Below are 23,031 nucleotides of genomic sequence, written 5' to 3' on the forward strand. Positions count from 1 at the left end.
AGGTAGGGCCGCGGGGGACAGCACTGGGCCTGTCCGCGCCGTTGTCGCTTGGGTTGGGCAAGTGCCCTGAATGCCCCATTCGGGACGTTGAACGTCGCCAATGCCCCATTCAGGGCATCGCGGCTCAGCCGGCCATGACCAGCCGGGGCAGTGCCGCGGACTCGGGCTGGCGCAGGTAGGCCAGCACCAGCTCCTCCAGGTTCACCGGCCGCGCGTGCCATCGCGGGTCCAGCGCCGCCAGCCCGGACTCGGCCCGGACGAGCATGGTCGCCTGCCGGTCGGTGCGGTTGTCCTCGACCACCGACAGCCGGCCGGCGAGCCCGGCGGCCAGCTCGGCCGGCCCGGACAGCAGCCGGTGCGCGCCGAGCAGCTCCTCGATGTCGCCGCTGACCTGGACCCGGCCGCGGTTGACCACCACCAGCCAGTCGCAGGTGTTCTCCAGGTCGGAGACCACGTGCGAGGACAGCAGCACGGTCATCCCGGTGTCCGCGACCGCGGTCATCAGGTCGCGCATCACCTCGTGCCGGGCGAGCGGGTCGAGGTTGGCCATCGGCTCGTCGAGCAACAGCAGCTCCGGCCGCTTCGCCAGCGCGATGGTCAGCGCGACCTGGGCCTGCTGCCCGCCGGAGAGCCTGCCCGTGCGGCGATCGAGCGGGATGTCCAGGGCGGCCAGCCGCGCGGTGGCGAACTCGTCGTCCCAGATCGGGTTCAGCCGCCTGCCGAACCGGAGCATGTCGGCCACGGTGAACGAGTCGTAGAGCGGCTTGTCCTGCGCCAGGAACGCGACCCTGCCCAGCTCGCTGCCGGCAGGCCGGCCGAACGCCCGCACGGTGCCCGCCGTCGGGGCGAGCAGGCCGACGGCCAGATGCAGCAGCGTCGTCTTGCCGGCGCCGTTGGGGCCGACGAGCGCGACCACCCGCCCGGCCGGGATCGCCAGCGAGCAGTCGCGCAGCGCCCACCGGCGCCGGTAGCGCTTACCGAGGCCGGTCGCCTCGAGGACGGTTGTCGTCATGCGGTTTCCTCCCGAAACGAGTCGATCAGTACCGAGGCGAACAACGCCTCCAGGTCCTCGGCGTCCAGGCCGGCGGCGCGGCCGTCGCGCACCACCCTGGCCAGGTCCTTGCGCAGCCGCGCGTGGTCGGTCAGCGACGCCCCGCCGAGTGAGCGCTGCACGAAGGTGCCCAGGCCGGGACGCGCGGCCACCAGGCCCTCGCGCTCCAGCTCGCGGTAGGCCTTCAGCACGGTGTTGGGGTTGATCGCCAGCTTGGCCACCACGTCCTTGGCCGTCGGCAGCCGGTCGCCTGCCTGCAGCACCCCCAGCCGCAGCGCCTGTTTCACCTGTTGCACCAGCTGCAGGTAGGTGGCCACGCCGGACCCCCGGTCAAGTCTGAAGTCGATCACGCAAACAACCCTTTCACTAATGAAGTAGTGGAATAGTGGAACCGGTCCGGGGTCGTTGTCAAGTCGTGCCCCGGTGAACCGGAGAATTCCGGGACTACTCCCCGTCGTCGCGGACTACGCTGCGATCAGACCTGGGGTAAGTCGCTCGGAAAGGGGGGCCCCGCTGCCGTGACCGCTGTCGTCGAAGCCGATCGGTCGGCACCGCCGGCGCGTGCCGAACGCGTCGCCGAGCTGAACCAACTCGCCAGGACAACACCCGGCGTGCTGACCATCCTGACCGCCGCACTGGTGCTGATGAGCGTGCTCGTCGGCGTGCTGACCGCGCTCGGGGTGCGCGGCCGCAGTGCCGCCCTGGACGATCTGGCACAACGCAGCGGCCCGCTCAGCGTGGCCGCCCAGGACACCTACCGCGCGTTGTCCGACGCGGACGCCACCGCGACCAGCGCGTTCCTGTCCAGCGGCGCCGAACCGGCGGAGTTACGCGACCGGTATGCCACCGACATCGCCAGGGCCGAGGCGGCCATCGCGGTCGCGATCGCCGCCAGGGAGCCGGCCGAGGTGTCCACCCAGGACGGTCCGCTCGCCGTGCTGTCCGCCCGCCTGTCGGTCTACACCGGACTCATCGAGACCGCGCGGGCCAACAACCTGCAGGGCTTCCCGGTCGGCGCGGCCTACCAGCAGGAGGCGTCGCACCTGATGCGCACCGAGCTGCTGCCGGCCGCCGAGGAGCTCTACCGCACCGAGACCGCGCGCGTGGCCGCCGATCAGGAACGCGCCGAGGGCTTCCCGGTGGTCGAGGTGATCCTCGGGATCGTCGCGCTGGCCGTGCTCGTGATCGCCCAGCTCTACCTGCGACGCGCGACCAGGCGGATGTTCAACATCGGCTTACTCGTGGCGACCGGTGCGGCGCTGGTCTCGCTGATCTGGGTGGTCATCGCGGTCCTCGGCGTCTCGCACAACGTCGCCCAGAGCCGCGACGACGGCTCGACCAGGATCAACCAGCTGACCGAGACGCGCATCGCGGCGCTCACCGCGCGTGCCGACGAGACGCTCACCCTCGTCGCCCGCGGCAGCGGCACCGCCTTCGAGGACGACTACCAGCGGATCGCCGACCAGCTCGGCGGGCTGCTGGAGCGCGCGGGCCTCCCCGACGCGCAGGCGGCGTGGACCGACTGGCACGCCGTGCACGACCAGATCCGCGAGGCCGACGACGCTGGCGAGTACGGCCAGGCGGTCACGCTGGCGGTCGGCGAGGACGGTGCCAGGGCACACTTCGACGCCGTGGACGGGGACCTGGCGATCGCGCTCGGCGACACCAACCGGGTGTTCACCGACGAGATCTCGCAGGCGAGCAACGCGGTCACCGGCACGGTGATCGGCGTGATCGTGCTGGCCGTGCTGATGGCCGTCGGCTCGGCGGTCGGCATCTGGCAGCGGCTCAAGGAGTACCGATGACTCACCGACCGGTTCGCCGTCTCCTGGTGGCCGTGGCGGTCGTGGCGACCGTCGCCGGATGTGGCGGCGGCGACCCCGTCGGGCGGAGCGAGGTGTCCGCGGCGGCACCCCGGCCGGCGGGCGCGAGCGAGCTGACCGAGCCGCCGGCGGCGCAGGAGCAGGTCGACTGCGGCGACCCGACCGCGCAGAGCCCTCGGCCGCCCGCCGAACTGCCGACCCCTGGGCAGATGCCGGGCGGCACCACGATGGCGCGCATCCAGGCCGACGGCAAGCTGGACGTCGGCGTCGACCAGAACACCTTCAACTTCGGCTACCGCGAGCCGGACACCGGCGAGATCGTCGGCTTCGACATCGACATGGCCCGCGCGATCGCCCAGGCCATCTTCGGCGACCCGGACGCGGTGCGGCTGCGGGCGATCACCTCCGCCCAGCGCATCCCGGTGTTGCAGGAGGGCGAGGTGGACATCGTCATCCGGACGATGTCGATCACCTGTGAACGCCTCGAGGAGGTCGCCTTCTCCTCGGTGTACTACGAGGCGGGCCAACGGGTCCTGGTGAAGAAGGAGTCCGGGTACACCGGCATCGAGTCCCTCGGCGGCAAGAAGGTGTGCGCCACCGAGGGGTCGACCTCGCTGCGCAACATCGCGGCCGCGGCGTCCAAACCGGTGCCCGTGCAGGTGCAGAACTGGACCGACTGTCTGGTGCTGCTGCAGCAGAACCAGGTCGACGCGGTGTCCACCGACGACACCATCCTGGCCGGGCTGGCCGCCCAGGACCCGTCGACCCACGTGGTCGGCGACCCGATCTACACCGAGCCCTACGGCATGGCGATGCCCAAGGGGCAGAACGACTTCGTCCGGTTCGTCAACGGCGTGATCGAGCAGACCCGCACCGACGGCCGCTGGGCGCGCAGCTACGCCACCTGGATGGCGCCCCTGCTGGGCGCGTCGGCCGGACCGCCGGCGGCCAGGTATCCGTCGTGAACGCCTGGACCAGGGATGACGTGGACCACGAGCTCGACCGGTTGGCCGCCGACTGCGACACGATCGCCCAGTCGCTGGTCGAGATGGACGGCCACCCCGGCCACCGGTTGCTGCGCGGCGCGGCGCTGAGCGGGCTCACCGCGCGCCGCTGGGCCGAGACCAGCACCGCGATGACCACCCTGTGGGAGCAGTACTCGACCTACCGCGGCCTGGTCGAGCACGCCAAGGCGACCCGCGCGCGCCGCGGCCGGCTGAGCGAGGAGGACCTCGCCGAGCTGAGCTCGCTGCTCACCGGGCACGTGGTGGAGCTGGACTCCGAGCACGTGCCGATCGAACGGCGTGGGCTGACCGGGGCCGCGGTGGTCACCGAGCGGATCACCATGGCCGAGCTGCTGGCCAGGATGAAGCAGACCTTCGCCACGGTGATCGACGTGCTCGCGACCGCGGAGTCCGCGTGGTCGGCGGCCATCGGGCGGCTCGACCCGCTGACCGACGAGCTGCGCGCGGTGTCCATCCTCGCCGAGTCCGTCGCCGCCGGCGACCAGGCCACCACCCACCGGCTCGACCGGCTGCGCCGCGAGCTGGACGACGCCCGCGAGCGGGTGGTGACCGACCCGCTGTCGGTGGCCGCCGACGACCCGTTGCCCCGGCTGGCCACCGAACTCGACGCGCTGCGCGACCACCTCGGGCGGACCGCGGCCGTGCGCGACTCGTTCGACGCCCGGCTCGCCGACATCGACCGGGTGTGCGCCGACATCGAGGCGGCCGAGGCGACCGCGCGGCAGATCTGGGCCGCAGTCGTGCAGAAGATCGCCAACCCCGGCCTGCCGGCGCCGACGACCACCGGCTCGGCCAGGCTGCGCACCGAGGTCGACGCGCTCACCAGCAGGCGGGCCACCGGCAGGTGGGGCGAACTGGGCGCCGAGGCCGACCGGCTCGACCAGGCCGCCGCCGACATCCTCGAGGAGGTCCGCCGGTCCCTGCGGACCATCCGCGGCCTGCTCGACCGGCGGGCCGAGCTGCGCGGCCGGCTGGAGGCCTACCAGGTCAAGGCCGCCCGGCTGGGCTACGCCGAGGACCTCGCGCTGCAGGAGTCACACACCGCGGCCCACCAGCTGTTGTTCACCGCGCCGTGCGACCTGGCGGCCGCCACCCGCGCGCTCAACCGTTACCAGCAGGCTCTCCAGGAGCGAGAGCGGCCACCTGAGGAGGCGACCAGATGACCGCGTGCTCCCGGCCGGACTGCTCGGGCTCGATCGACGAGGACGGCTACTGCGACACCTGCGGGCTCGAGGCGCCGGCCGGTGCGGTCGCGGCGGCCGACCCGTCGGCCAGCACGCCGAGCACCAGCACCCCGAGCACCCGCACGGCCAGTACCCGCACCGGCAGCACGGCCACCTCGTGGACCTCGCCGACGACCTCGTCCGGCGCGGTGACCACCAGCTCGCGGCGTGGCTCGACCCGATCGTCGTCGCGCGGCCTGCTCGGCGCCGGCCTGGTGGAGATCCCCCGGGTGCCCTACCGGGACCCGAGGTCGGCGGTGCTCGAGGACCCGAAGGTGCCAGAGGACAAGCGGTTCTGCAGCAACTGCGGCACCAAGGTCGGCCGCGGCCGCGACGGCACCCCCGGCCGGCCCGAGGGCTTCTGCACCAAGTGCGGACACCGGTTCTCCTTCTCCCCCAAGCTGTCCAGGGGCGAGGTGCTGCACGACCAGTACGAGGTGCTCGGCTGCCTCGCGCACGGCGGCCTCGGCTGGATCTACCTCGCGCTGGACCGGGCGGTCGCCGACCGCTGGGTCGTGCTCAAGGGCCTGCTGGACACCGGCGACGCGGACGCGATGGCCGCCGCGGTGGCCGAGCGGCGGTTCCTGGCCGAGGTCGAGCACCCGAACATCGTCAAGATCCACAACTTCGTGCAGCACCGCGACGCCGAAACCGGCGCGATGGTCGGCTACATCGTGATGGAGTACGTCGGCGGCCAGTCGCTCAAGGACATGATCAAGGAGCTGCGCCGGGCCCAGGGCGGCGCGGCGGTGCTGCCGCTGTCGCAGGCGATCGCCTACGCGCTGGAGATGCTGCCCGCGATCGGCTACCTGCACACGCTGAACCTGCTGTTCTGCGACTTCAAGCCGGACAACGTGATCCAGACCGAGGAGCAGCTCAAGCTGATCGACCTCGGCGCGGTGCGCCACGTCGACGACGAGGACAGCGCGGTCTACGGCACGGTCGGCTACCAGGCACCGGAGATCGCCAGCGCGGGCCCGTCGGCGTCCTCGGACCTCTACACCATCGGCCGCACGCTCGCGGTGATGACCTTCCCGTTCGACTTCCAGCGCGCCCACCAGTCCTCGCTGCCGACCCCGGCCGACGAGCCGATGCTGGCCGAGTTCGAGTCCTACGACCGGTTCCTGCGCCGGGCGACCGCCTTCGAGCCGTCGGCCAGGTTCACCTCCGCCGAGGAGATGCGCGAGCAGCTCACCGGCGTGCTGCGGGAGGTGCTGGCGACCGAGGACGGCCTGCCACGGGCAGGGGCCTCGACCGAGTTCACCCCGGAGCGGCGGCCGTTCGGGGTCCGCGCCGGGTCGACCCCGACCCTGCCCGAGCTGGTGACCGCGCTGCCCGCGCCGAGGATCGACGGCGCCGACCCGGCCGCGGCGTTCCTCGCCTCGGTCACCGCGACCGAGCCGGTGGCGCTGATCGAGGAGCTGCACACCGCCCCGAAGTCGACCACCGAGGTGCGGCTGCGCATCGCGCGGGCCTACATCGAGCTCGGCGACCAGGCCACGGCCGTCCGCCGGCTGGACGACCTGGCCAAGGACGCGACCGACCTCGACCGGCTGTGGCTGATCGACTGGCACCGGGGCCTGGCGCACCTGGCCAAGGACGAGGCGGCCGCCGCGCGGGAGCGGTTCGACCGGGTGTACTCGGCCGTGCCGGGCGAAGCGGCGCCCAAGCTCGCGATCGCGATGTGCGCGGAGGCCATGGCCGACTGGCCGGCCGCCGACCGCTACTACCGGATGGTCTGGCGGACCGACCGCGCCTACGTCAGCGCCGCGTTCGGACTGGCCCGCTCGTTGCTCGCCCGGGGTGAGCGGCACGAGGCGTTCGAGGTGCTCTGCTCGGTGCCGGAGACCTCCAGCCACTACGTCGCCGCGCGGCTGGCCGCGGTCGGCGCGCGAACCACGGTCGGGTCCATCGGCGAGTTGACCGAGGAGGACCTGACCGCGTGCGGCACGCTGCTCGTTGACCTGGAACTCGACGCGGAGCGGCGAGTACGGGCGACCGCCGACGTGCTCACGGCCGCGTTCGACCGCGTTCGGGCTGGTCAGGGCGTGCGGGCCGACATCACGGTGCTCGGTTACGCGCTCACCGAGCACGGGCTGCGAACGGGTCTGGAAAAGTGTTACCGGACGCTGGCCAGGCACGCCGACAACACGAAGGAGCGCATCGCTTTGGTGGACACCGCCAACCGGATCCGGCCTAGGACATGGGTATGAAGTGTCCCAACTGCGGCGAGGCCGCCGGCACCAAGGACCGGTTCTGTGAGGGGTGTGGGGCGAGCCTGCTGGTCACCCGCACACCGGAGGGCGGCCCACTGGGCGCCACCCAGGACGCGAGCTGTGCCGCCTGCCGCGGCACGAACATCAACGCGGACGGGTTCTGCGAGGACTGCGGCCGGGCCCAGCCCTCCGGGCGCGACCGGATGGTGGCCGATCTCGGCCAGGTGATCGGGATCAGCGACAAGGGTCGCCGCCGGGCGGGCAACGAGGACTCGATGGCCTTCGGCACGGTCGCCGGTGAGCGCCCGGCCGTGGTGGCCGTGGTGTGCGACGGGGTGGCCACCTCCGACCGGGCGGCCAACGCCTCGCAGCTGGCCGTCGACGAGGCCCTCGAGGTGCTGCTGGGCGCGGTGCCGGAGGGCACCGACGCCGACACGGCCACCCGCACGGCGGTCGCGCGGGCCATCCAGGTGGTCACCGAGCTGGCCGACCCGTCGGTGCCCGGCACGGCCCCCTCGTGCACCTACATCTCGGCGGTGGTCACCGACACCGAGGTCACCGTCGGCTGGGTGGGCGACAGCCGGGTCTACTGGCTCGGCGCCGACGAGGCGCGCCTGCTGACGATCGACGACACGGTCGCCACCGAGCTCGTCGCCGAGGGCATGAGCGAGGAGGAGGCGATGGCCGTGCACCAGGCGCACGCGCTGTCGAAGTGGATCGGCGCGGACGCCGGCCAGATCGAGCCACGGACGCTGACCATCCAGCCGGCGGGTCCCGGGCTGGTGCTGCTGTGCAGCGACGGGCTGTGGAACTACCTGCCGGAGCCGGCGGCGCTGGTCGCCGCGCTGCCCGGATCGCCGGCCGAGGTCGACCCGATGACCGCCGCCGACGAGCTGACCAGGGTCGCCCTGGAGCTGGGCGGGCACGACAACATCACCACCGTGCTCGTGCCGTTCCCGCCGAACGCCGAGAAGACCAGGAGCGAAGGATGAGTGCCGCGCCGGAGTTCACCGTCGACGTCTACCAGAACGAGTACCTGTCGCAGGGCGCGACCGAGGTCAACGCGATCGTCACGGTGACCGCGGCCGGCACGCCCACCGTCGAGGCGCCGGCGGGGACCGCGGCCGAGGTGATCATCATCGACTGCTCCGGGTCGATGCACGTGCCGCGCAGCAAGCTGCTGGCCGCCAAGCAGGCCACCAAGGCGGCGATCGACACGCTGCGCGACGGCGTGCTGTTCGCCGTGGTGGCCGGCACCGACCAGGCGACGCTGATCTACCCGCGCCAGCACGGCCTGGTGCCGGCCGGCGCGCGGACCCGCGAGGAGGCCAAGAACGCGGTCGAGCGGCTCACGGCCAACGGCGGCACCGCGATCGGCTCGTGGCTGCGCCTGGCCGACCGGCTGTTCGCCGCCCAGCCGAGTTCGATGCGGCACGCGATCCTGCTCACCGACGGGCAGAACATGCACGAGACGCCGCGCGTGCTCAAGTCCGCGATCGAGTCGGTCACCGGCCACTTCGTCTGCGACTGCCGGGGGATCGGCACCGACTGGGAGGTCAGCGAGCTGCGCACGATCGCCGACGCGCTGCTGGGCACGGTCGACATCGTGGCCGAGCCGGAGGGCCTGGAGGCGGACTTCCGGGCGATGGCGGCCTCGGCGATGAGCAAGGCGGTGGCCGACGTGTCGCTGCGGCTGTGGACCCCGCAGGGCGCGACGCTGAAGTTCGTCAAGCAGGTCGAGCCGACGCTGTCGGACCTGACCGCGCGGCGCACCGAGGTGCCGCCGCGCAGCGGGGACTACCCGACCGGCTCGTGGGGTTCGGAGACCCGCGACTACCACGTGTGCGTGCAGGTGCCGGCGGGCGCGACCGGGGAGAAGATGCTGGCCGGCCGGGTGAGCCTGGTGCTGCCGGGCGACCAGGTCATCGGCAAGGGCAACATCCTGGCGACCTGGACCGACGACACCGCGCTGTCCACCAGGATCAACCGCGAGGTCGCCCACTACACCGGGCAGGCCGAGCTCGCGGACGCGATCCAGGAGGGGCTGGAGGCGCGCAAGGCTGGCGATGTGGAGACCGCCACCGCCAAGCTCGGCCGCGCGGTGGCGCTGGCGACCGAGACCGGGCACACCGACACCGCGAAGCTGCTGTCGAAGGTCGTGGACATCGAGGACGCGCGGACCGGCACCGTCCGGCTCAAGCGCAAGGTCGCCGCGGTGGACGAGATGACCCTGGACACCCGGTCGAGCAAGACGATGCGGGTACGCAAGAAGTCTCCGGAGGGCTGACATGCCGACCTGCCCCAGCGGCCACGACTCGGCCGACACCGAGTTCTGCGACGTCTGCGGGCGGGCCATGGACGGCCCGGCCCCCGCACCGGCCGCCGGCTCGCACTCCGCGGCCCCATCGCCACCCCCCGAGCCGGACGCCCCCGCCACCGGCACCCCGTGCGCCTCCTGTGGCGCCCCGCTGACCGGCCGCTTCTGCGAACAGTGCGGCCACGACTCCCTGGCCGCTCCCCCAGCCGCCGCGAGTCCAACCGTCCCGACCGGCGAGTCCAACGCTCCTGACATGTCGGGAGCGTTGGACTCGCGTGGCGGGAGCGTTGGACTCGCGGCGGCTGCTGGGCCGGGGTGGGCGGTGACGGTGAGCGCGGACCGGGACTACTACGCCTCGGTGATGGCGGTCGAGGGGCCGGACGCGGGCGGGATCGGGTTCCCGCCGTTCTGCCCGGACCGGAACTTCCCGTTGGCGGGCAAGCAGGTCAGCATCGGGCGGCAGAGCCGCCGGCGCGGGATCGACCCCGACATCGACCTCACCGGGCCGCCGGAGGACCCGGGCGTCTCGCACCTGCACGCCCTGCTGGTCGCCCAGGACGACGGGTCCTGGGCCATCGTCGACCTCGACTCGGCCAACGGCCTGACGGTCAACGACGAGACCCGGCCGCTGCCGGCGAACACCCCGAGGGCGCTGGTCGACGGCGACCGGGTGTACCTGGGCGCGTGGACCCGGGTCACGCTGCGTGCGACCTGACGTGCGACCTGACGTGGGCCCCCGCGCCGGGATCGGGCACGATCGGTAGCACCATGACACTCATCGAGGCGCTCCCGGCCGACCCTGACCCGGACTCCCTGTTCGACGCGTTCAACACCTGGGCGCAGGAGCAGGGCCTGACGCTCTACCCTGCCCAGCAGGAGGCGATGATCGAGATCGTCTCCGGGTCGAACGTGATCCTCTCCACGCCGACCGGGTCCGGCAAGAGCATGGTCGCCATGGGGGCCCACTTCGTCGCGCTCGCCGGCGGCAAGCGGACCTTCTACACCGCGCCGATCAAGGCGCTGGTGTCGGAGAAGTTCTTCGCGCTGTGCGAGGTGTTCGGCGCGGTCAACGTCGGCATGCTGACCGGCGACTCCGCGGTCAACCCGGCGGCGCCGATCATCTGCTGCACGGCCGAGATCCTGGCCAACATCGCGCTGCGTGAGGGCGTGGACGCCGACGTCGGCCAGGTCGTCATGGACGAGTTCCACTTCTACGCCGAGCCGGACCGGGGGTGGGCCTGGCAGGTCCCGCTGCTGGAGCTGACCAGGGCGCAGTTCCTGCTGATGTCGGCCACCCTCGGCGACGTGACCAGGTTCGAGGAGGACCTGACCAGGCGCACCGGGCGGCCGACCGCGGTGGTGAGCTCCGCGCAGCGGCCGGTGCCGCTGTTCTACTCGTTCAAGCTGACCCCGCTGCACGAGACGATCGAAGAGCTGCTGTCGACCAACCAGGCGCCGATCTACGTCGTGCACTTCACCCAGGCCGCGGCGCTGGAGCGGGCGCAGTCGCTGATGAGCATCAACGTGTGCACCCGCGAGGAGAAGGACCGGATCGCCGCGCTGATCGGCAACTTCCGGTTCACCGCGGGCTTCGGCAAGACGCTGTCGCGCCTGGTGCGCCACGGGATCGGCGTGCACCACGCCGGCATGCTGCCCAAGTACCGGCGGCTGGTCGAGCGGCTGGCCCAGGCCGGGCTGATGAAGATCGTCTGCGGCACCGACACCCTCGGCGTCGGCATCAACGTTCCTATTAGGACAGTCGTGTTCACCGCACTGTCCAAGTACGACGGTCAGCGGGTGCGCCTGCTCAAGGCCCGCGAGTTCCACCAGATCGCCGGCCGCGCCGGCCGGGCGGGCTACGACACCGTCGGCAACGTCGTGGTCGAGGCGCCAGAACACGTCATCGAGAACGAGAAGGCGCTGGCCAAGGCGGGCGACGACCCGAAGAAGCGCCGCAAGGTGGTGCGCAGGAAGCCGCCGGAGGGGTCCATCGGCTGGGGTGAGCCGACGTTCCAGCGGCTGGTCGAGGCCGAGCCGGAGCCGCTGACCTCCAGCTTCCAGGTCAGCCACGCGATGCTGCTGAACGTGATCGGCCGGCCGGGCGACGCGTTCACCGCGATGCGCTCGCTGCTGGAGGACAACCACGAGGACCGACCGGCCCAGCGCCGGCACATCCGCCGCGCGATCGCGATCTACCGAGCACTGCTGGCCGCCGGCGTGGTCGAGCGGCTCGACGAGCCAGACGAGCAGGGCCGGTCCATCCGGCTGACCGTCGACCTGCAGCTCAACTTCGCGTTGAACCAGCCGCTGTCCCCGTTGGCGCTGGCCACCATCGAGCTGCTCGACCGGGCCGACCCGAGCTACCCGCTGGACGTGCTGTCGGTCATCGAGTCCACTTTGGAGGATCCGAGGCAGGTACTGTCCGCCCAGCAGCACAAGGCGCGCGGCGAGGCCGTTTCCGCGATGAAGGCCGACGGCGTCGAGTACGACGACCGGATGGCCATGCTGGAGGAGGTCACCCACCCCAAGCCGCTGTCCGAGCTGTTGCACGCGGCCTACGAGACCTACCGGCGCGGGCATCCGTGGGTGGCCGACTACCACCTGTCCCCCAAGTCGGTGGCCAGGGACATGTACGAGCGGGCCATGACCTTCGTCGAGTACGTCAGCTTCTACCAGCTGGCCCGCAGCGAGGGCATGGTGTTGCGCTACCTGGCCGACACGTTCAAGGCGCTGCGCCAGACGGTGCCCGACGACGCGAAGACCGAGGAGCTGTCCGACCTCATCGAGTGGCTCGGCGAGCTGGTCCGCCAGGTCGACTCGAGCCTGCTCGACGAGTGGGAGAAGCTGACCAACCCCACCGACGAGCCGCTGGACGAGGACGACCGCACCCCGGCGGTCACCGCGAACACCCGCGCGTTCCGGGTGCTGGTGCGCAACGCGCTGTTCCACCGCGTGCAGCTGGCCGCCCGCCGCGACTACGCCGCGCTCGGCGCGCTGGACGCCGACTCCGGTTGGGACGCCCAGGAATGGGCCGACGCGCTGGTGCCCTACTTCGAGCTGCACGACCAGATCGGCACCGGTCCGGACGCCCGCGGCCCGAAGTTCCTGATCATCGAACAGCACCAGGACCACTGGCAGGTCCGGCAGATCTTCGACGATCCGGCCGGCGACCACGACTGGGGCATCACCGCCGAGATCGACCTCGCCGGCTCCGACGAGGCCGGCGCGGCCGCGGTGACCATCACCGGGGCCGGTCTGCTCTGAGGGTGCTCAGCGGTCGAACTCGCCGATCAGCTCACCGATCAGCCGGATGCTGCGCAGGACCGCCTCGTGCGGCAGCCGGCCGACCTGGTGGAAGCACATCAGCCGGTCGATGCCGAGGTCGGCGTAGCGGCGCAGCTTCTCCCGGCAGGTCCGCTGGCTGCCGACGATGAGCGAGTCCTGGTCGCGCAGCGCCTCGAAGATCTCGTCGTCGGAGAGTCGCTCGCCCTCCAGGATGCGGCCGATGCAGATCTGCGCCTCGTTCGGCGCCACGGCCGCGTCGGCGCGCAGGAACTCGCCGGTGAGCCCGCCGCCGTCCGGTGCGTCGAGCATCGCCCGCTGGCGGGCGGCCATCTCCTGAAAGCTCGTCCCGGCCTCGAAGAAGGTCAGCGCCTGCACGGTGTACCAGGCGGCCGCCGCAGCCGCGCCGCCCCGGATCGCCTCGGCGTCGGTGTCCGCGCAGTGTACGAACGTGAAGAACGCGACCTGGTCGTTGCGGAACGCGCCGACCGGTCGCGTGCACTCCCGGCTGGCCGCGCGGTACAGCTCGACCAGTGCCCGCACCCGGGGCAGCGGCTCCCACAGCGTGGTGCCGAGCACGCCGACGCCGCGCCGGCCGGCCTCCTCGAACGACGACGGGCTGGTGGCCGCCTGCCACAGCGGTGGATGTGGTTTCTGGTATGGCTTCGGGGTGATCGCCGCGTCCTCGATCTGGTAGTACTCGCTGGTGTGGGAGAACTTCTCGTCCGTCCACATGCGCGGGATCATCTCGAACGCCTGCGCGGTCTGGGCGCGCACGTCGGCCGGGTCGGCGTTGAACAACCGCCACTCCGGGTGGGTGGAGCGGGTCAGCCCGAGCTCCACCCGGCCGCCGCTGACGTGGTCGAGCATGGCGGCGCGCTCGGCGATCCGGATCGGGTGGTTGAGCCGCCCCGGCGCGAGCACCGCCGCGTGCCCGAGCCGGATTCTCGTTGTCTGCTGGGAGATCGCGGCCAGCAGCACCTCGGGAGCTGAGGAGAGGCTGAACTCCGCCGCGCCGTGGTGCTCGACCTGCCACCAGCAGCCGTAGCCCAGCTCGTCGGCCAGTCTGGCCTGCGCCATCGCCTGCGTGATGCGCAGGTGCTCGTGGTCTGCCTGCCATGGCCTGGGATTCTGGATCTCGTTGAAGATGTCTATCCTCATCCTCGATGCTCCACTGTGGAGTGTGCGAGTAGTGCTCTGACCTGACGGTCCGGTACCTGCGCGAAGTCCTCGTACCACTGGCCGACCGCGAGGAACCTGGTCGGCGCGAGCGCGCACACCAGGTCGTCGGCGATCTCGCGCAGCCGGGGCAGCGAGTCGGCCGGCGCGACCGGCACGGCGAGCACGATCCGCGCGGCGCCGAGCCTGCGCAGCACCCGCACCGCGGCGACGACCGTGGCCCCGGTCGCGATCCCGTCGTCCACCAGCACCACGGTCCGCGCTCGCAGACTCGGCCGGGGTCCGCCGGGGCGCAGCGCGGTCGCCCTGCGCTGGATCTCGGCCCGTTCGTGTGCCACCTGGGGTGCCAGGTCCGCCCAGGTCAGGCCCAGTTCGGCCAGCACGGCGTCGTTGCGGACGGTCACCCCGTCCTCGCCGACCGCGCCGACCGCGAGTTCCGGCCGGGCCGGCGCGCCGATCTTGCGCACCAGCACGATGTCCAGCGGCAGACCAAGTACGGCGGCGATCTCGGCCGCCACCGGCACGCCGCCGCGCGGCAACCCGAGCACGATCGGGTCCGCCGCGCACAGTTCGGTCAGGTCGGCGGCCAGCCTGGCGCCCGCGGCGCGCCGATCGCGGAAGCGCATGGCGTCACCTCCTCGCCCCAGTGTCCCCCGGTTGCCGCCTCTCTCAAACCCCCGTATAATCGAACACATGGGCGAAAGATGCTCGTGCCCAGGCTGCGGCCGTTCACCGACAGGAGACGACATCGACCACACCGAGGCCCCACCCGAGAGTCCCTACTCGCGCGAAGCCAACCTCACCCCGATCACCCGCACCGCGCGGTCCATGAGCACTAGCTGACCGGCTTGCGCGCCTCCACCAGAATCCTGGTGGTGTGCGCCAGGAACGGTCCGTCGGCCTCGATGAGGTCGTGCAACCGGCGCAACGTGCCCCGGTACTCGGCGACGGTGAAACCCGGCACCATCCAGATCACCTTGCGTAGGAAGTAGACCACCGCACCGATGTCGTGGAACTCGGTGCGCAGCCGCTCCAGGCGCAGGTCGACCACCTCAAGGCCGGACTGCTCAGCACCACGCCGAGTCCACCTCGGGTGCCGCCCGTCGCGCACCTCCACCGGCTGCGGCCCAAGGAAGAACTCGACGAGCTCGAACACGCTCGCCGGCCCCACCTCCTGGGACAGGTAGGTCCCGCCAGGGGCGAGCACTCGGGCGATCTCCGGCCATCGGGTCCGCACCGGATGGCGGCTGACGACCAGGTCGAACACGGTGTCCTGGAACGGCAACGGGCCATCGTCATGGGCCACGACGGCCACTCCGCGCGGCCCGAGCAGGGTCGCCGCCCGTTCGACGTTGGGCGGCCAGCCCTCGGTCGCCACGGTGTGCGGCGCCAGTCGTGGCACACCGGCCAGCACCTCGCCGCCACCGGTCTGCAGGTCCACCGCCACCCGGGCGCCGGCCATCCGCTCGCCGAGCAGTCTGGCGTAGCCCCAGGTCGGCCGCTGTTCGGTCGCCCGGCCGGCCAGCCAGGAGAAGTCCCAGCCGTCGACGGACACCGCCTCGGCCTCGGCGACCAACCGGTCGAAGTCCATGACGTTCACCTTCGCCATTGTCGCCGGGCGCCACCCGCGCCCGCGTCCCCGCCGCGTCAGCGCTCGCCGAGCCAGGTCGCCACGAGGTAGGACTCGATGGAGTCCCGGCGCTCGGTGCCCGCGCTCCGGTGCCGGTCGATCAGCGCGGCCACCTCCTGGCGGGTGAACCAGCGCGCCTCGAGCAGCTCGTCCTGGTCCACGGTGACCTCCTCGGACGCCGCCACCGCCTGGAACCCGACCATCAGCCCGGCCGGGAACGGCCAGGCCTGGGAGGCCTGGTACGCCACCGACGCCACCCGCACCCCGGCCTCCTCGGCCAACTCCCGGCGCACGGCGTCCTCCAGGCTCTCGCCGATCTCCACGAACCCGGCCAGCGTCGAGTACGCGTCGGCCGCGGCGCCCCGATGCCGGCCGAGCAGACACCGCCGCCCGTCCGGGGAGCACACCAGCATGATCACCGCCGGCTCGATCCTGGGGAACAGCAGCTTCGCGCACCCCGTGCACACCAGCTGGTGCCCGGCGTGGCGCACCGCCGTGCTCGCCCCGCACGCCCCGCAGAACCGCTGGTTGCGGTGCCAGTGCAGCATGCCGCGCGCGTAGGCGAGCGTCGCCGCGGTCGGCCCGTCGACCGTGGGGAACAGGCGCCGCACGTCCACCACGGCGTCGGCCCCGGCCAGCCGCAGCGCCGCCGCCTCCTCCAGGTCGGACAGGTCGGCGGCGAACACGCCGGCGGCGCCGTCCACGCCGAGGAACACCGGCTGCTCGGCCTCGACGCTCACCGGCGCCCCGTCGGCGACCAGGCAGCCGTCGCGCCAGAAGGCGAGCACGCGGGCCCCCGGCGCGGCGCGCACGGTCTGGACCCAGGCCGTGTCCGGCCGTCGCGCCCCCGCCCGGTCGAGCGCCAGTCCGTTGTAGGGAAGTGTCTGCACGCGTGCCACCCTAGGTCGCATGGAGACCGACGCCAGTTGCGCCGTGGCCCACGGCGCGGCACCGGACCCGGCCGCGGCCCGCACCCTGGTCGCGGTGTTCGCCTCGCCGGTCGCCGAGCACCTGCTCCGCTACGCCCGCGACCTGGGCTACCGCACGACGCTGGTCGAGCCGGAGCGCGCGCGGATCACCGCGGACACCGACGCCGAGACCACCGTCGCGGCCCAGCTGCCAGAGGACCTGGACGCCGGCGCCGACATCGTGCTCACCGACCACCACCGGCCGGAGCTCGGCCCGATCCTGCGCGACGCCCTGCGGCTGGACGTGCGCTGGATCGGCATCATGGGCAATCCCCGTCATCCCGGCCCGCATGTGGGCGCGCTGCGTGATCTGGGCGTCGACGAGGCCGCCATCGCCAGGGTGCATCGCCCGATCGGGCTCAACATCGGGTCCCGCGCGCCGGCCGAGATCGCGATCGCGACGCTGGCCGGCCTGCTCGCCGACCGCAACGGCAAACCGGGCGGCTTCGTCTTCTGAGCGTTTCGCAGGTCACCTAGACAGCCGCCGGCCCGCGAGATACGTTACTAAGCGCTTGCTTAGCAAGCCACATCAGCAGCGATCTCAGCGTGGAGGACAGAACCAGTGGCCAACTCCCGTGTCGCGATCGTCACCGGTGCCGCTCGGGGCATCGGAGCGGCGATCGCCAAGCGACTGGCGAAGGACGGTTTCGCCGTCGGCGTGATCGACCTCGTCGAGGACACCTGTGCGAGCACCGTCGAGGCGATCACCGCCGCCGGCGGCAAGGCGATCGGCGTCGGCGCGAACGTCACCGACGCGGCCGCGGTGACCGCCGCGGTGGCCAGGGTCGCCGACGAGCTCGGACCGCCGACCGTGCTGGTGAACAACGCCGGGATCACCAGGGACAACCTGCTGTTCAAGATGACCGAGGACGACTGGGACGCGGTGCTCGGGGTGCACCTGCGCGGCGCGTTCCTGGTGAGCCGCGAGGTGCAGAAGCACCAGACGGCACAGAACTACGGCCGCATCGTCAACCTCTCCAGCACCTCGGCGCTCGGCAACCGGGGCCAGGCCAACTACTCCGCGGCCAAGGCCGGCATGCAGGGCCTCACCAAGACCCTCGCCATCGAGCTGGGCAAGTTCGGCGTCACGGTCAACGCGATCGCGCCGGGGTTCATCGAGACCGACATGACCGCGGCCACCGCGGAGCGCATGGGCATCAGCTTCGAGGACTTCAAGAACGGCGCCGCGGCGGCGATCCCGGTGCGCCGGGTCGGCCAGCCGGAGGACATCGCCGCGCTCACCTCGTTCCTGGTCGGCGAGGAGTCCGGCTTCGTGTCCGGCCAGGTCATCTACGTGGCCGGCGGACCACAGGACTGAGGGGGCGACATGCGCACATTCGCTGACCTGGACGAGTTCACCTCGGCGCAGGGCGAGCATCTCGGCTACAGCGACTGGTTCGAGGTCACCCAGGAGCGGGTCGACCGGTTCGCCGACGCCACCGGCGACCACCAGTGGATCCACGTGGACACCGAGCGCGCCAAGGACGGCCCGTTCGGCGGCACGATCACCCACGGGTATCTCACGCTGTCGCTGATCCCCTTGCTGGGCAAGGAGATCTACACGGTCAAGAACGTCGGCATGGGCATCAACTACGGCCTTGGCAAGGTCCGCTTCCCCACCGTGCTGCCGGTCGGCAGGCGGGTGCGGGTCGGCGCCGAGGTGTTGGCGGTCGTCGACAAGCAGCAGGGCAAACAGGCGACGCTGCGCTGGACCTTCGAACTCGATGGCGGCGACAAGCCGGTCTGTGTCGCCGAGACGATCGTGTTGTACGTCCCGTGAACGCCGACGCGCTGCGCGAGCGCACCCGCGAGTTCCGCCAGCACACCGATCCGTCCACTATGGACAGGCTGGACTTCCTGCGCGCCCGGTTCGACGCCGGCCTCGCCTGGGTGCACTTCCCGGAAGGGCTTGGCGGCCTTGGCGCCCAACGCGACCTGCAGACCGTCGTGGACGCGGAACTTGCCGGCACGCCGGACAACGACCCGCGCCGGATCGGCATCGGCCTCGGCATGGCCGCGCCGACGATCCTCGCCTTCGGCACCGACGACCAGAAGAAGCGCTTCCTTCGTCCACTGTGGACCGGCGAGGAGGTGTGGTGCCAGCTGTTCTCCGAACCGGGCGCAGGCTCGGACCTGGCGGCGGTGGGCACCAGGGCGGTCCGCGACGGCGACGGCTGGCGGCTGACCGGCCAGAAGGTGTGGACCTCGAGCGCGCACACCGCCCGGTGGGCCATCCTGTTGGCACGCACCGATCCGGACGTGCCCAAGCACGCCGGGCTGTCGTACTTCCTGCTCGACATGACCGATCCCGGGGTGGAGGTTCGGCCGCTGCGCCAGATCACCGGCGAGGCGGAGTTCAACGAGGTCTTCATGACCGAGGCGTGGATCCCGGACAGCAACCGCCTCGGCGAGATCGGCGACGGCTGGCGGGTCGCGCAGACCACGCTGATGAACGAGCGGGTCGCGATCGGCGGCCGGCCCGCGCCGCGCGAGGGCAGCATGGTCGGCCCGGTGGCGCGGACCTGGCGCGAGCGCCCCGAGGTCCGCACCGAGGAGCGGCACGACCGGCTGGTCAAGCTGTGGGTGCGCGCCGAAGCCCTGCGGCTGGCCGGAATCCGGCTGCGCCAACAGCTCGCGGCCGGCAACCCCGGCCCGGAGGGCTCGGCGATGAAGCTCGCCTTCGCCACGCTCAACCACCAGCTGACCGGGCTGGAGCTGGAGATGCTCGGCGAGGACGGCCTGCGCTACGACGACTGGACGATGCGCAGGCCAGACCAGGTCGACTTCCTCGGCCGGGACGCCGGCTACCGGTACCTGCGCGCGAAGGGCAACTCGATCGAGGGCGGCACCTCCGAGGTGCTGCGCAACATCATCGCCGAGCGGGTGCTCGGCCTGCCGACCGAACCGAGGGTGGACACCAAGGTCGCGTGGAAGGATCTGCCCAAATGAACCTGCTGTACACCGACATCGAGGAACAGCTTCGGGCCAGCATCCGCGATCTGCTGACCGACCGCGCCCAGCCGACGTCGATCCTGGCCAGGTGCGAGACCGACAAGCCATACGACCTCGACCTGTGGCGCACGCTCACCGCCGACCTCGGCGCGGGCTCGCTGCACGTGCCGGCCGAGCTCGGCGGACAGGACGCGTCCGCGCGGGAGGTCGCGGTGGTGCTGGAGGAGCTCGGCCAGTCGGTCGCCCCGGTGCCCTTCCTTGGCTGCGCCGTGCTGGCGACCACCGCGCTGCTTGGCTGCGAGCCGACCGAGGAGGTCCGCGAGCTGCTGACCGCGTTCGGCGGCGGCCGCTCGATCGGCGCGCTCGCGGTCTCCCTCGCCAGCGCGCCCGGCTCCCCCTTCCCGTCCACTGTGGAGCACACGAAGACCGGTCTGCGCGGTAAGATCCGCTCGGTGGCCGACGCCGCCGTGGCGGATGTGCTCATCGTGCCGGTGGCCGGCGCCGACGGCGCGGAGCTGCACGTGGTGCGGGTGGACCAGCCGGGGGTCACGGTCGCGCCGGTGGTGTCGCTCGACCTGACCCGGCCGATCGCCGACCTGGTCTTCGACGACGCGACCTCGACCGCGCTGCCCGGCTCCGCCGAGTCCGCTGTGGACGGTGCACTGTGGACCGCCACGGCGCTGTTGGCTTCCGAGCAGGTCGGCGTCGCCCAGTGGTGTCTCACCACGACGGTCGGCTATCTCAAGGAGCGCCACCAGTTCGGCCGCCCGGTCGGCTCGTTCCAGGCGCTCAAGCACCGGTTGGCCGACCTGTTCGGCGACCTGGCGCTGGCCCGCGCGGCCGCGCGCAACGCCGCCGACGCGGTCGGCGGCGAGGAGGCGAAGTTGGCCGCGCTCCTGGCGAACTCGCTGTGCTCGGACCTCGCGGTACACGCCGCGGAGGAGGCCGTGCAGCTGCACGGCGGTATCGGCATGACCTGGGAGCACCCGGCGCACCTGTATCTCAAGCGGGCCAAGGCCGACCAGATCGCGTTCGGCACGCCAGGACAGCACCGCCAGCTGCTCGCGCCGCTGATCGACCTGCCGGGGCCGCGGTGACCGCTCCCCTGCCGGAGGACCTCTGGCCGGACGTGCGGCCGGAGGCGGCCAGGCGGCTGATGGCCGCCGCGGTGACCTCCTTCGCCGAGCGCGGCTACCACGCGACCACGACCAGGGACATCGCGACCGCCGCCGGGATGAGCCCGGCGGCGCTGTACGTGCACTTCCCGGCCAAGTCCGCGGTGCTGTTCGCCATCAGCCGCAGCGGCCACCAGCGGATGCTGGCGACCGTGGAGCAGGTGGTGGCCGCGACCCCGGCCGACCCGCCGGCCGCGATGCGCGCGCTGGTGGAGAAGTTCGTCGCCTGGCACGCGAAACGCCACATCGTGGCCAGGGTGGTCCAGCACGAGCTGGCCGCGCTGCCGCCGGAGGACTACGCGGTGGTCGCCGACCTGCGGCGGCGCACCGAGCAGCTCGTGCGCGACGTGATCACCCGGGGAGTGGCCGGCGGGCAGTTCGCGGTGCCGGACGTGCGCACCGCCGCGCGCGCGATCCTCGGCCTGGGGATCGACGTGTCGCGCTGGTACACCCCGTCGAGCAAGCCCGCCCCGGCCGAACTGGGCCGCCAGTACGCCGACCTCGTGCTGAAGATGCTCGGCCACTGCCCCTGAACGACGGCCCGGCGCAGGTCAGGCGGGGTGCTCGGCCGTCACCCTCGGTCCACATGGTGCAATGTAGCCTCCCTCGACCCGCGGAGGAGGGGACATGGACCGGCTCGTCGCGGCCATCGATGTCGGCGGCACCGCGATCAAGGCCGCGCTCGTGGCCGAGGACCTGCGGGTCGTGCACACGCGGCGCACCGCGACCCGCCGGGTCGACGGCAGGGTGGACGTCGGCCAGATCGCCGAGCTGATCGAGGAGCTGCGTGCCGCCGCCGGGGCCGACGACCTCGTCGGGGTCGGGGTCGCCGTTCCGGGCATCATCGACGAACGGCACGGCATCGCCCGCGCCGCGGTCAACCTCGGCTGGCGGGACCTGCCGTTGCGCGACCAGCTCGCCGACGCCGCGCGCCTCCCGGTCGCCCTCGGTCACGACGTGCGCACCGGCGGGCTGGCCGAGTTCACCGTCGGCGCCGCGACCGGGGTACGCAACGCCATGTTCGTGCCGATCGGCACCGGGATCGCGGCCGCGGTGCTGGTCGACGGCCACCGCCTGGACGCCGACGGGTACGCGGGCGAGCTGGGACACATCGTGGTCGACCCGAACGGCGCGGAGTGCGGGTGCGGCGGCCTCGGCTGCCTGGAGACCGTCGCGTCGGCGGCGTTCATCGCCCGCCACTACGCCGCGCGCACCGGCCGGCCGGTGACCAGGGCCGCCGAGGTGGCCGCCGCCGTCGAGGCGGGCGACCCGGACGCGCACGCGGTGTGGGCGCGGGCGGTCGATGGCCTCGCGGCCGCGCTGACCACGGCGATCACCTTCGTCGGACCGGAGGTCGTCGCGATCGGCGGGGGCCTGGCCGAGTCCGGCGACACGCTGCTGGTGCCGTTACGGAAGTCGCTGGTCAGCCGGATGACCATCCAGCGCATGCCGACGCTCGTGCGGGCCGCGCTCGGTGACAACGCGGGCTGTATCGGCGCGGGCATCCTCGCGTGGCGCGCGGCCGGGTGATCCTGACCGTCACGCCGAACGCGGCGTTGGACGTCACCTATCACGTGCCGTCGCTGCGTCCTGGCGCCGCGCACCGGGTGGCCGCGGTCGCCGTCCGGGCGGGCGGCAAGGGCGTCAACGTGGCCAGGGTGCTGCACGCGCTCGGCCATGACACGCTGGTCACCGGGCTGGCCGGCGGTCGGGCCATCCAGGAGGACCTCGCGGACGCCGGCATCCGGGAGCAGTTGGTGCGGATCGCCGCGCCGGCACGGCGAACGGTGACCGTGGTGTCCACAACGGACGGGTCGGCGACCGCGCTGAACGAGCAGGGCCCACCGGTGTCCGAACAGGACTGGGCGCGGTTGCTGGCCGGGTTTCCCGCGCTGGCCGCCCGCGCGGAGGTGGTCGTGCTGTCGGGCAGCCTGCCGCCGGGGCTGCCGGCCGACGCCTACGCCCAGCTCATCGACGCCACCAGCACGCCGGTCATCCTGGACACCTCGGGCGCGGCCCTGCTCGCCGGTCTGCCGGCCGGGCCGGCGCTGGTCAAGCCCAACGCCGAGGAACTGGCCCAGGCCGGCGGCACCGAGGACGCCACCGCGGCGGCGGCGAGCCTGCGCGACCTCGGCGCGGGCGCGGTGGTCGCCTCGCTCGGCCGGGACGGGCTGCTCGCGGTGACCGCGC

The 23,031-nt window shown here is 72.4% G+C and carries 22 protein-coding genes; 16 read left to right on the top strand and 6 right to left on the bottom strand.

All coding sequences use genetic code 11. The features are described from left to right. Nucleotides 1-124 precede the first annotated feature (124 nt). Both ACYVIP_RS42390 and ACYVIP_RS42395 read right to left on the bottom strand, forming a co-directional pair. Nucleotides 125-1,012: an ABC transporter ATP-binding protein gene (locus ACYVIP_RS42390; protein WP_460406767.1), complete on the bottom strand. Its 888-nt coding sequence runs from the start codon at nucleotides 1,010-1,012 to the stop codon at nucleotides 125-127. Continuing rightward, nucleotides 1,009-1,401: a GntR family transcriptional regulator gene (locus ACYVIP_RS42395; protein ID WP_460406768.1), complete on the bottom strand. Its 393-nt coding sequence runs from the start codon at nucleotides 1,399-1,401 to the stop codon at nucleotides 1,009-1,011. The genes ACYVIP_RS42390 and ACYVIP_RS42395 overlap by 4 nt, the downstream gene beginning before the upstream one ends. A 168-nt stretch (nucleotides 1,402-1,569) precedes the next feature. On the opposite strand from ACYVIP_RS42395, the gene ACYVIP_RS42400 reads away from it, so the two are divergent. From ACYVIP_RS42400 to ACYVIP_RS42435, 8 genes are read left to right on the top strand one after another with little or no spacing between them, the layout of a single operon-like run. Then, a complete protein-coding gene (locus ACYVIP_RS42400; RefSeq protein ID WP_460406769.1) occupies nucleotides 1,570-2,856 on the top strand; it encodes a hypothetical protein in 1,287 nt (428 codons plus the stop codon). Beyond that, nucleotides 2,853-3,839, top strand: a complete 987-nt coding sequence (locus ACYVIP_RS42405; RefSeq protein WP_460406770.1) for a glutamate ABC transporter substrate-binding protein — start codon at nucleotides 2,853-2,855, stop codon at nucleotides 3,837-3,839. Before ACYVIP_RS42400 ends, ACYVIP_RS42405 begins: the two co-directional genes overlap by 4 nt. Continuing rightward, a complete protein-coding gene (locus ACYVIP_RS42410; RefSeq protein ID WP_460406771.1) occupies nucleotides 3,836-5,062 on the top strand; it encodes a hypothetical protein in 1,227 nt (408 codons plus the stop codon). Before ACYVIP_RS42405 ends, ACYVIP_RS42410 begins: the two co-directional genes overlap by 4 nt. Next, nucleotides 5,059-7,335 carry a serine/threonine-protein kinase gene (locus ACYVIP_RS42415; RefSeq protein ID WP_460406772.1) on the top strand — a complete coding sequence of 759 codons (2,277 nt, stop codon included), beginning with the start codon at nucleotides 5,059-5,061 and terminating at the stop codon, nucleotides 7,333-7,335. The genes ACYVIP_RS42410 and ACYVIP_RS42415 overlap by 4 nt, the downstream gene beginning before the upstream one ends. Further along, nucleotides 7,332-8,330 carry a protein phosphatase 2C domain-containing protein gene (locus ACYVIP_RS42420; RefSeq protein WP_460406773.1) on the top strand — a complete coding sequence of 333 codons (999 nt, stop codon included), beginning with the start codon at nucleotides 7,332-7,334 and terminating at the stop codon, nucleotides 8,328-8,330. The genes ACYVIP_RS42415 and ACYVIP_RS42420 overlap by 4 nt, the downstream gene beginning before the upstream one ends. Then, complete coding sequence (locus tag ACYVIP_RS42425) at nucleotides 8,327-9,625, top strand: vWA domain-containing protein (protein ID WP_460406774.1); 1,299 nt, start codon at nucleotides 8,327-8,329, stop codon at nucleotides 9,623-9,625. The genes ACYVIP_RS42420 and ACYVIP_RS42425 overlap by 4 nt, the downstream gene beginning before the upstream one ends. Before the next feature lies 1 nt (nucleotide 9,626). Beyond that, a complete protein-coding gene (locus ACYVIP_RS42430) occupies nucleotides 9,627-10,370 on the top strand; it encodes an FHA domain-containing protein (RefSeq protein WP_460406775.1) in 744 nt (247 codons plus the stop codon). A gap of 53 nt (nucleotides 10,371-10,423) precedes the next feature. Beyond that, a complete protein-coding gene (locus ACYVIP_RS42435; protein ID WP_460406776.1) occupies nucleotides 10,424-12,919 on the top strand; it encodes a DEAD/DEAH box helicase in 2,496 nt (831 codons plus the stop codon). A 6-nt stretch (nucleotides 12,920-12,925) separates the two neighbouring features. Here the strand turns inward: ACYVIP_RS42435 and ACYVIP_RS42440 are convergent, their stop codons facing one another. The 4 genes from ACYVIP_RS42440 to nudC form a co-directional block, all read right to left on the bottom strand. Next, complete coding sequence (locus ACYVIP_RS42440) at nucleotides 12,926-14,098, bottom strand: LLM class flavin-dependent oxidoreductase (RefSeq protein ID WP_460406777.1); 1,173 nt, start codon at nucleotides 14,096-14,098, stop codon at nucleotides 12,926-12,928. Next, the gene (locus ACYVIP_RS42445) at nucleotides 14,095-14,742 is read right to left on the bottom strand and encodes a phosphoribosyltransferase (protein ID WP_460406778.1); all 648 of its coding nucleotides are present in this window, start codon (nucleotides 14,740-14,742) and stop codon (nucleotides 14,095-14,097) included. The genes ACYVIP_RS42440 and ACYVIP_RS42445 overlap by 4 nt, the downstream gene beginning before the upstream one ends. A 209-nt stretch (nucleotides 14,743-14,951) precedes the next feature. Further along, nucleotides 14,952-15,707, bottom strand: a complete 756-nt coding sequence (locus ACYVIP_RS42450) for a class I SAM-dependent methyltransferase (RefSeq protein WP_460406788.1) — start codon at nucleotides 15,705-15,707, stop codon at nucleotides 14,952-14,954. Between the two features lie 56 nt (nucleotides 15,708-15,763). Further along, on the bottom strand, nucleotides 15,764-16,636 hold the full coding sequence (nudC, locus tag ACYVIP_RS42455; RefSeq protein ID WP_460406779.1) for an NAD(+) diphosphatase: 873 nt from the start codon (nucleotides 16,634-16,636) through the stop codon (nucleotides 15,764-15,766). A 19-nt stretch (nucleotides 16,637-16,655) separates the two neighbouring features. On the opposite strand from nudC, the gene ACYVIP_RS42460 reads away from it, so the two are divergent. From ACYVIP_RS42460 to ACYVIP_RS42495, 8 genes are all read left to right on the top strand, one after another. Beyond that, nucleotides 16,656-17,171, top strand: coding sequence for an XdhC family protein (locus ACYVIP_RS42460; protein WP_460406780.1), 516 nt, complete (start codon nucleotides 16,656-16,658; stop codon nucleotides 17,169-17,171). Between the two features lie 105 nt (nucleotides 17,172-17,276). Next, nucleotides 17,277-18,032 (top strand): 3-oxoacyl-ACP reductase FabG, encoded by a 756-nt coding sequence (gene fabG / locus ACYVIP_RS42465; RefSeq protein WP_460406781.1) that lies wholly within the window; start codon nucleotides 17,277-17,279, stop codon nucleotides 18,030-18,032. Nucleotides 18,033-18,041: 9 nt separating this feature from the next. Next, nucleotides 18,042-18,494 carry a MaoC family dehydratase gene (locus ACYVIP_RS42470; protein ID WP_460406782.1) on the top strand — a complete coding sequence of 151 codons (453 nt, stop codon included), beginning with the start codon at nucleotides 18,042-18,044 and terminating at the stop codon, nucleotides 18,492-18,494. Between the two features lie 59 nt (nucleotides 18,495-18,553). Beyond that, entirely contained in the window at nucleotides 18,554-19,663 is a 1,110-nt protein-coding gene (locus tag ACYVIP_RS42475) for an acyl-CoA dehydrogenase family protein (RefSeq protein ID WP_460406789.1), read from the top strand. After that, nucleotides 19,660-20,763: an acyl-CoA dehydrogenase family protein gene (locus ACYVIP_RS42480; RefSeq protein WP_460406783.1), complete on the top strand. Its 1,104-nt coding sequence runs from the start codon at nucleotides 19,660-19,662 to the stop codon at nucleotides 20,761-20,763. Before ACYVIP_RS42475 ends, ACYVIP_RS42480 begins: the two co-directional genes overlap by 4 nt. Further along, nucleotides 20,760-21,374 (top strand): TetR family transcriptional regulator, encoded by a 615-nt coding sequence (locus tag ACYVIP_RS42485; protein WP_460406784.1) that lies wholly within the window; start codon nucleotides 20,760-20,762, stop codon nucleotides 21,372-21,374. The genes ACYVIP_RS42480 and ACYVIP_RS42485 overlap by 4 nt, the downstream gene beginning before the upstream one ends. 94 nt (nucleotides 21,375-21,468) lie before the next feature. Beyond that, nucleotides 21,469-22,371 (top strand): ROK family protein, encoded by a 903-nt coding sequence (locus ACYVIP_RS42490; RefSeq protein WP_460406785.1) that lies wholly within the window; start codon nucleotides 21,469-21,471, stop codon nucleotides 22,369-22,371. Next, nucleotides 22,353-23,031 (top strand): 1-phosphofructokinase family hexose kinase (locus ACYVIP_RS42495; protein ID WP_460406786.1); only part of this gene is annotated, 679 nt, incomplete at its 3' end. The genes ACYVIP_RS42490 and ACYVIP_RS42495, both read left to right, overlap by 19 nt.

Source organism: Actinophytocola sediminis (assembly GCF_054779715.1).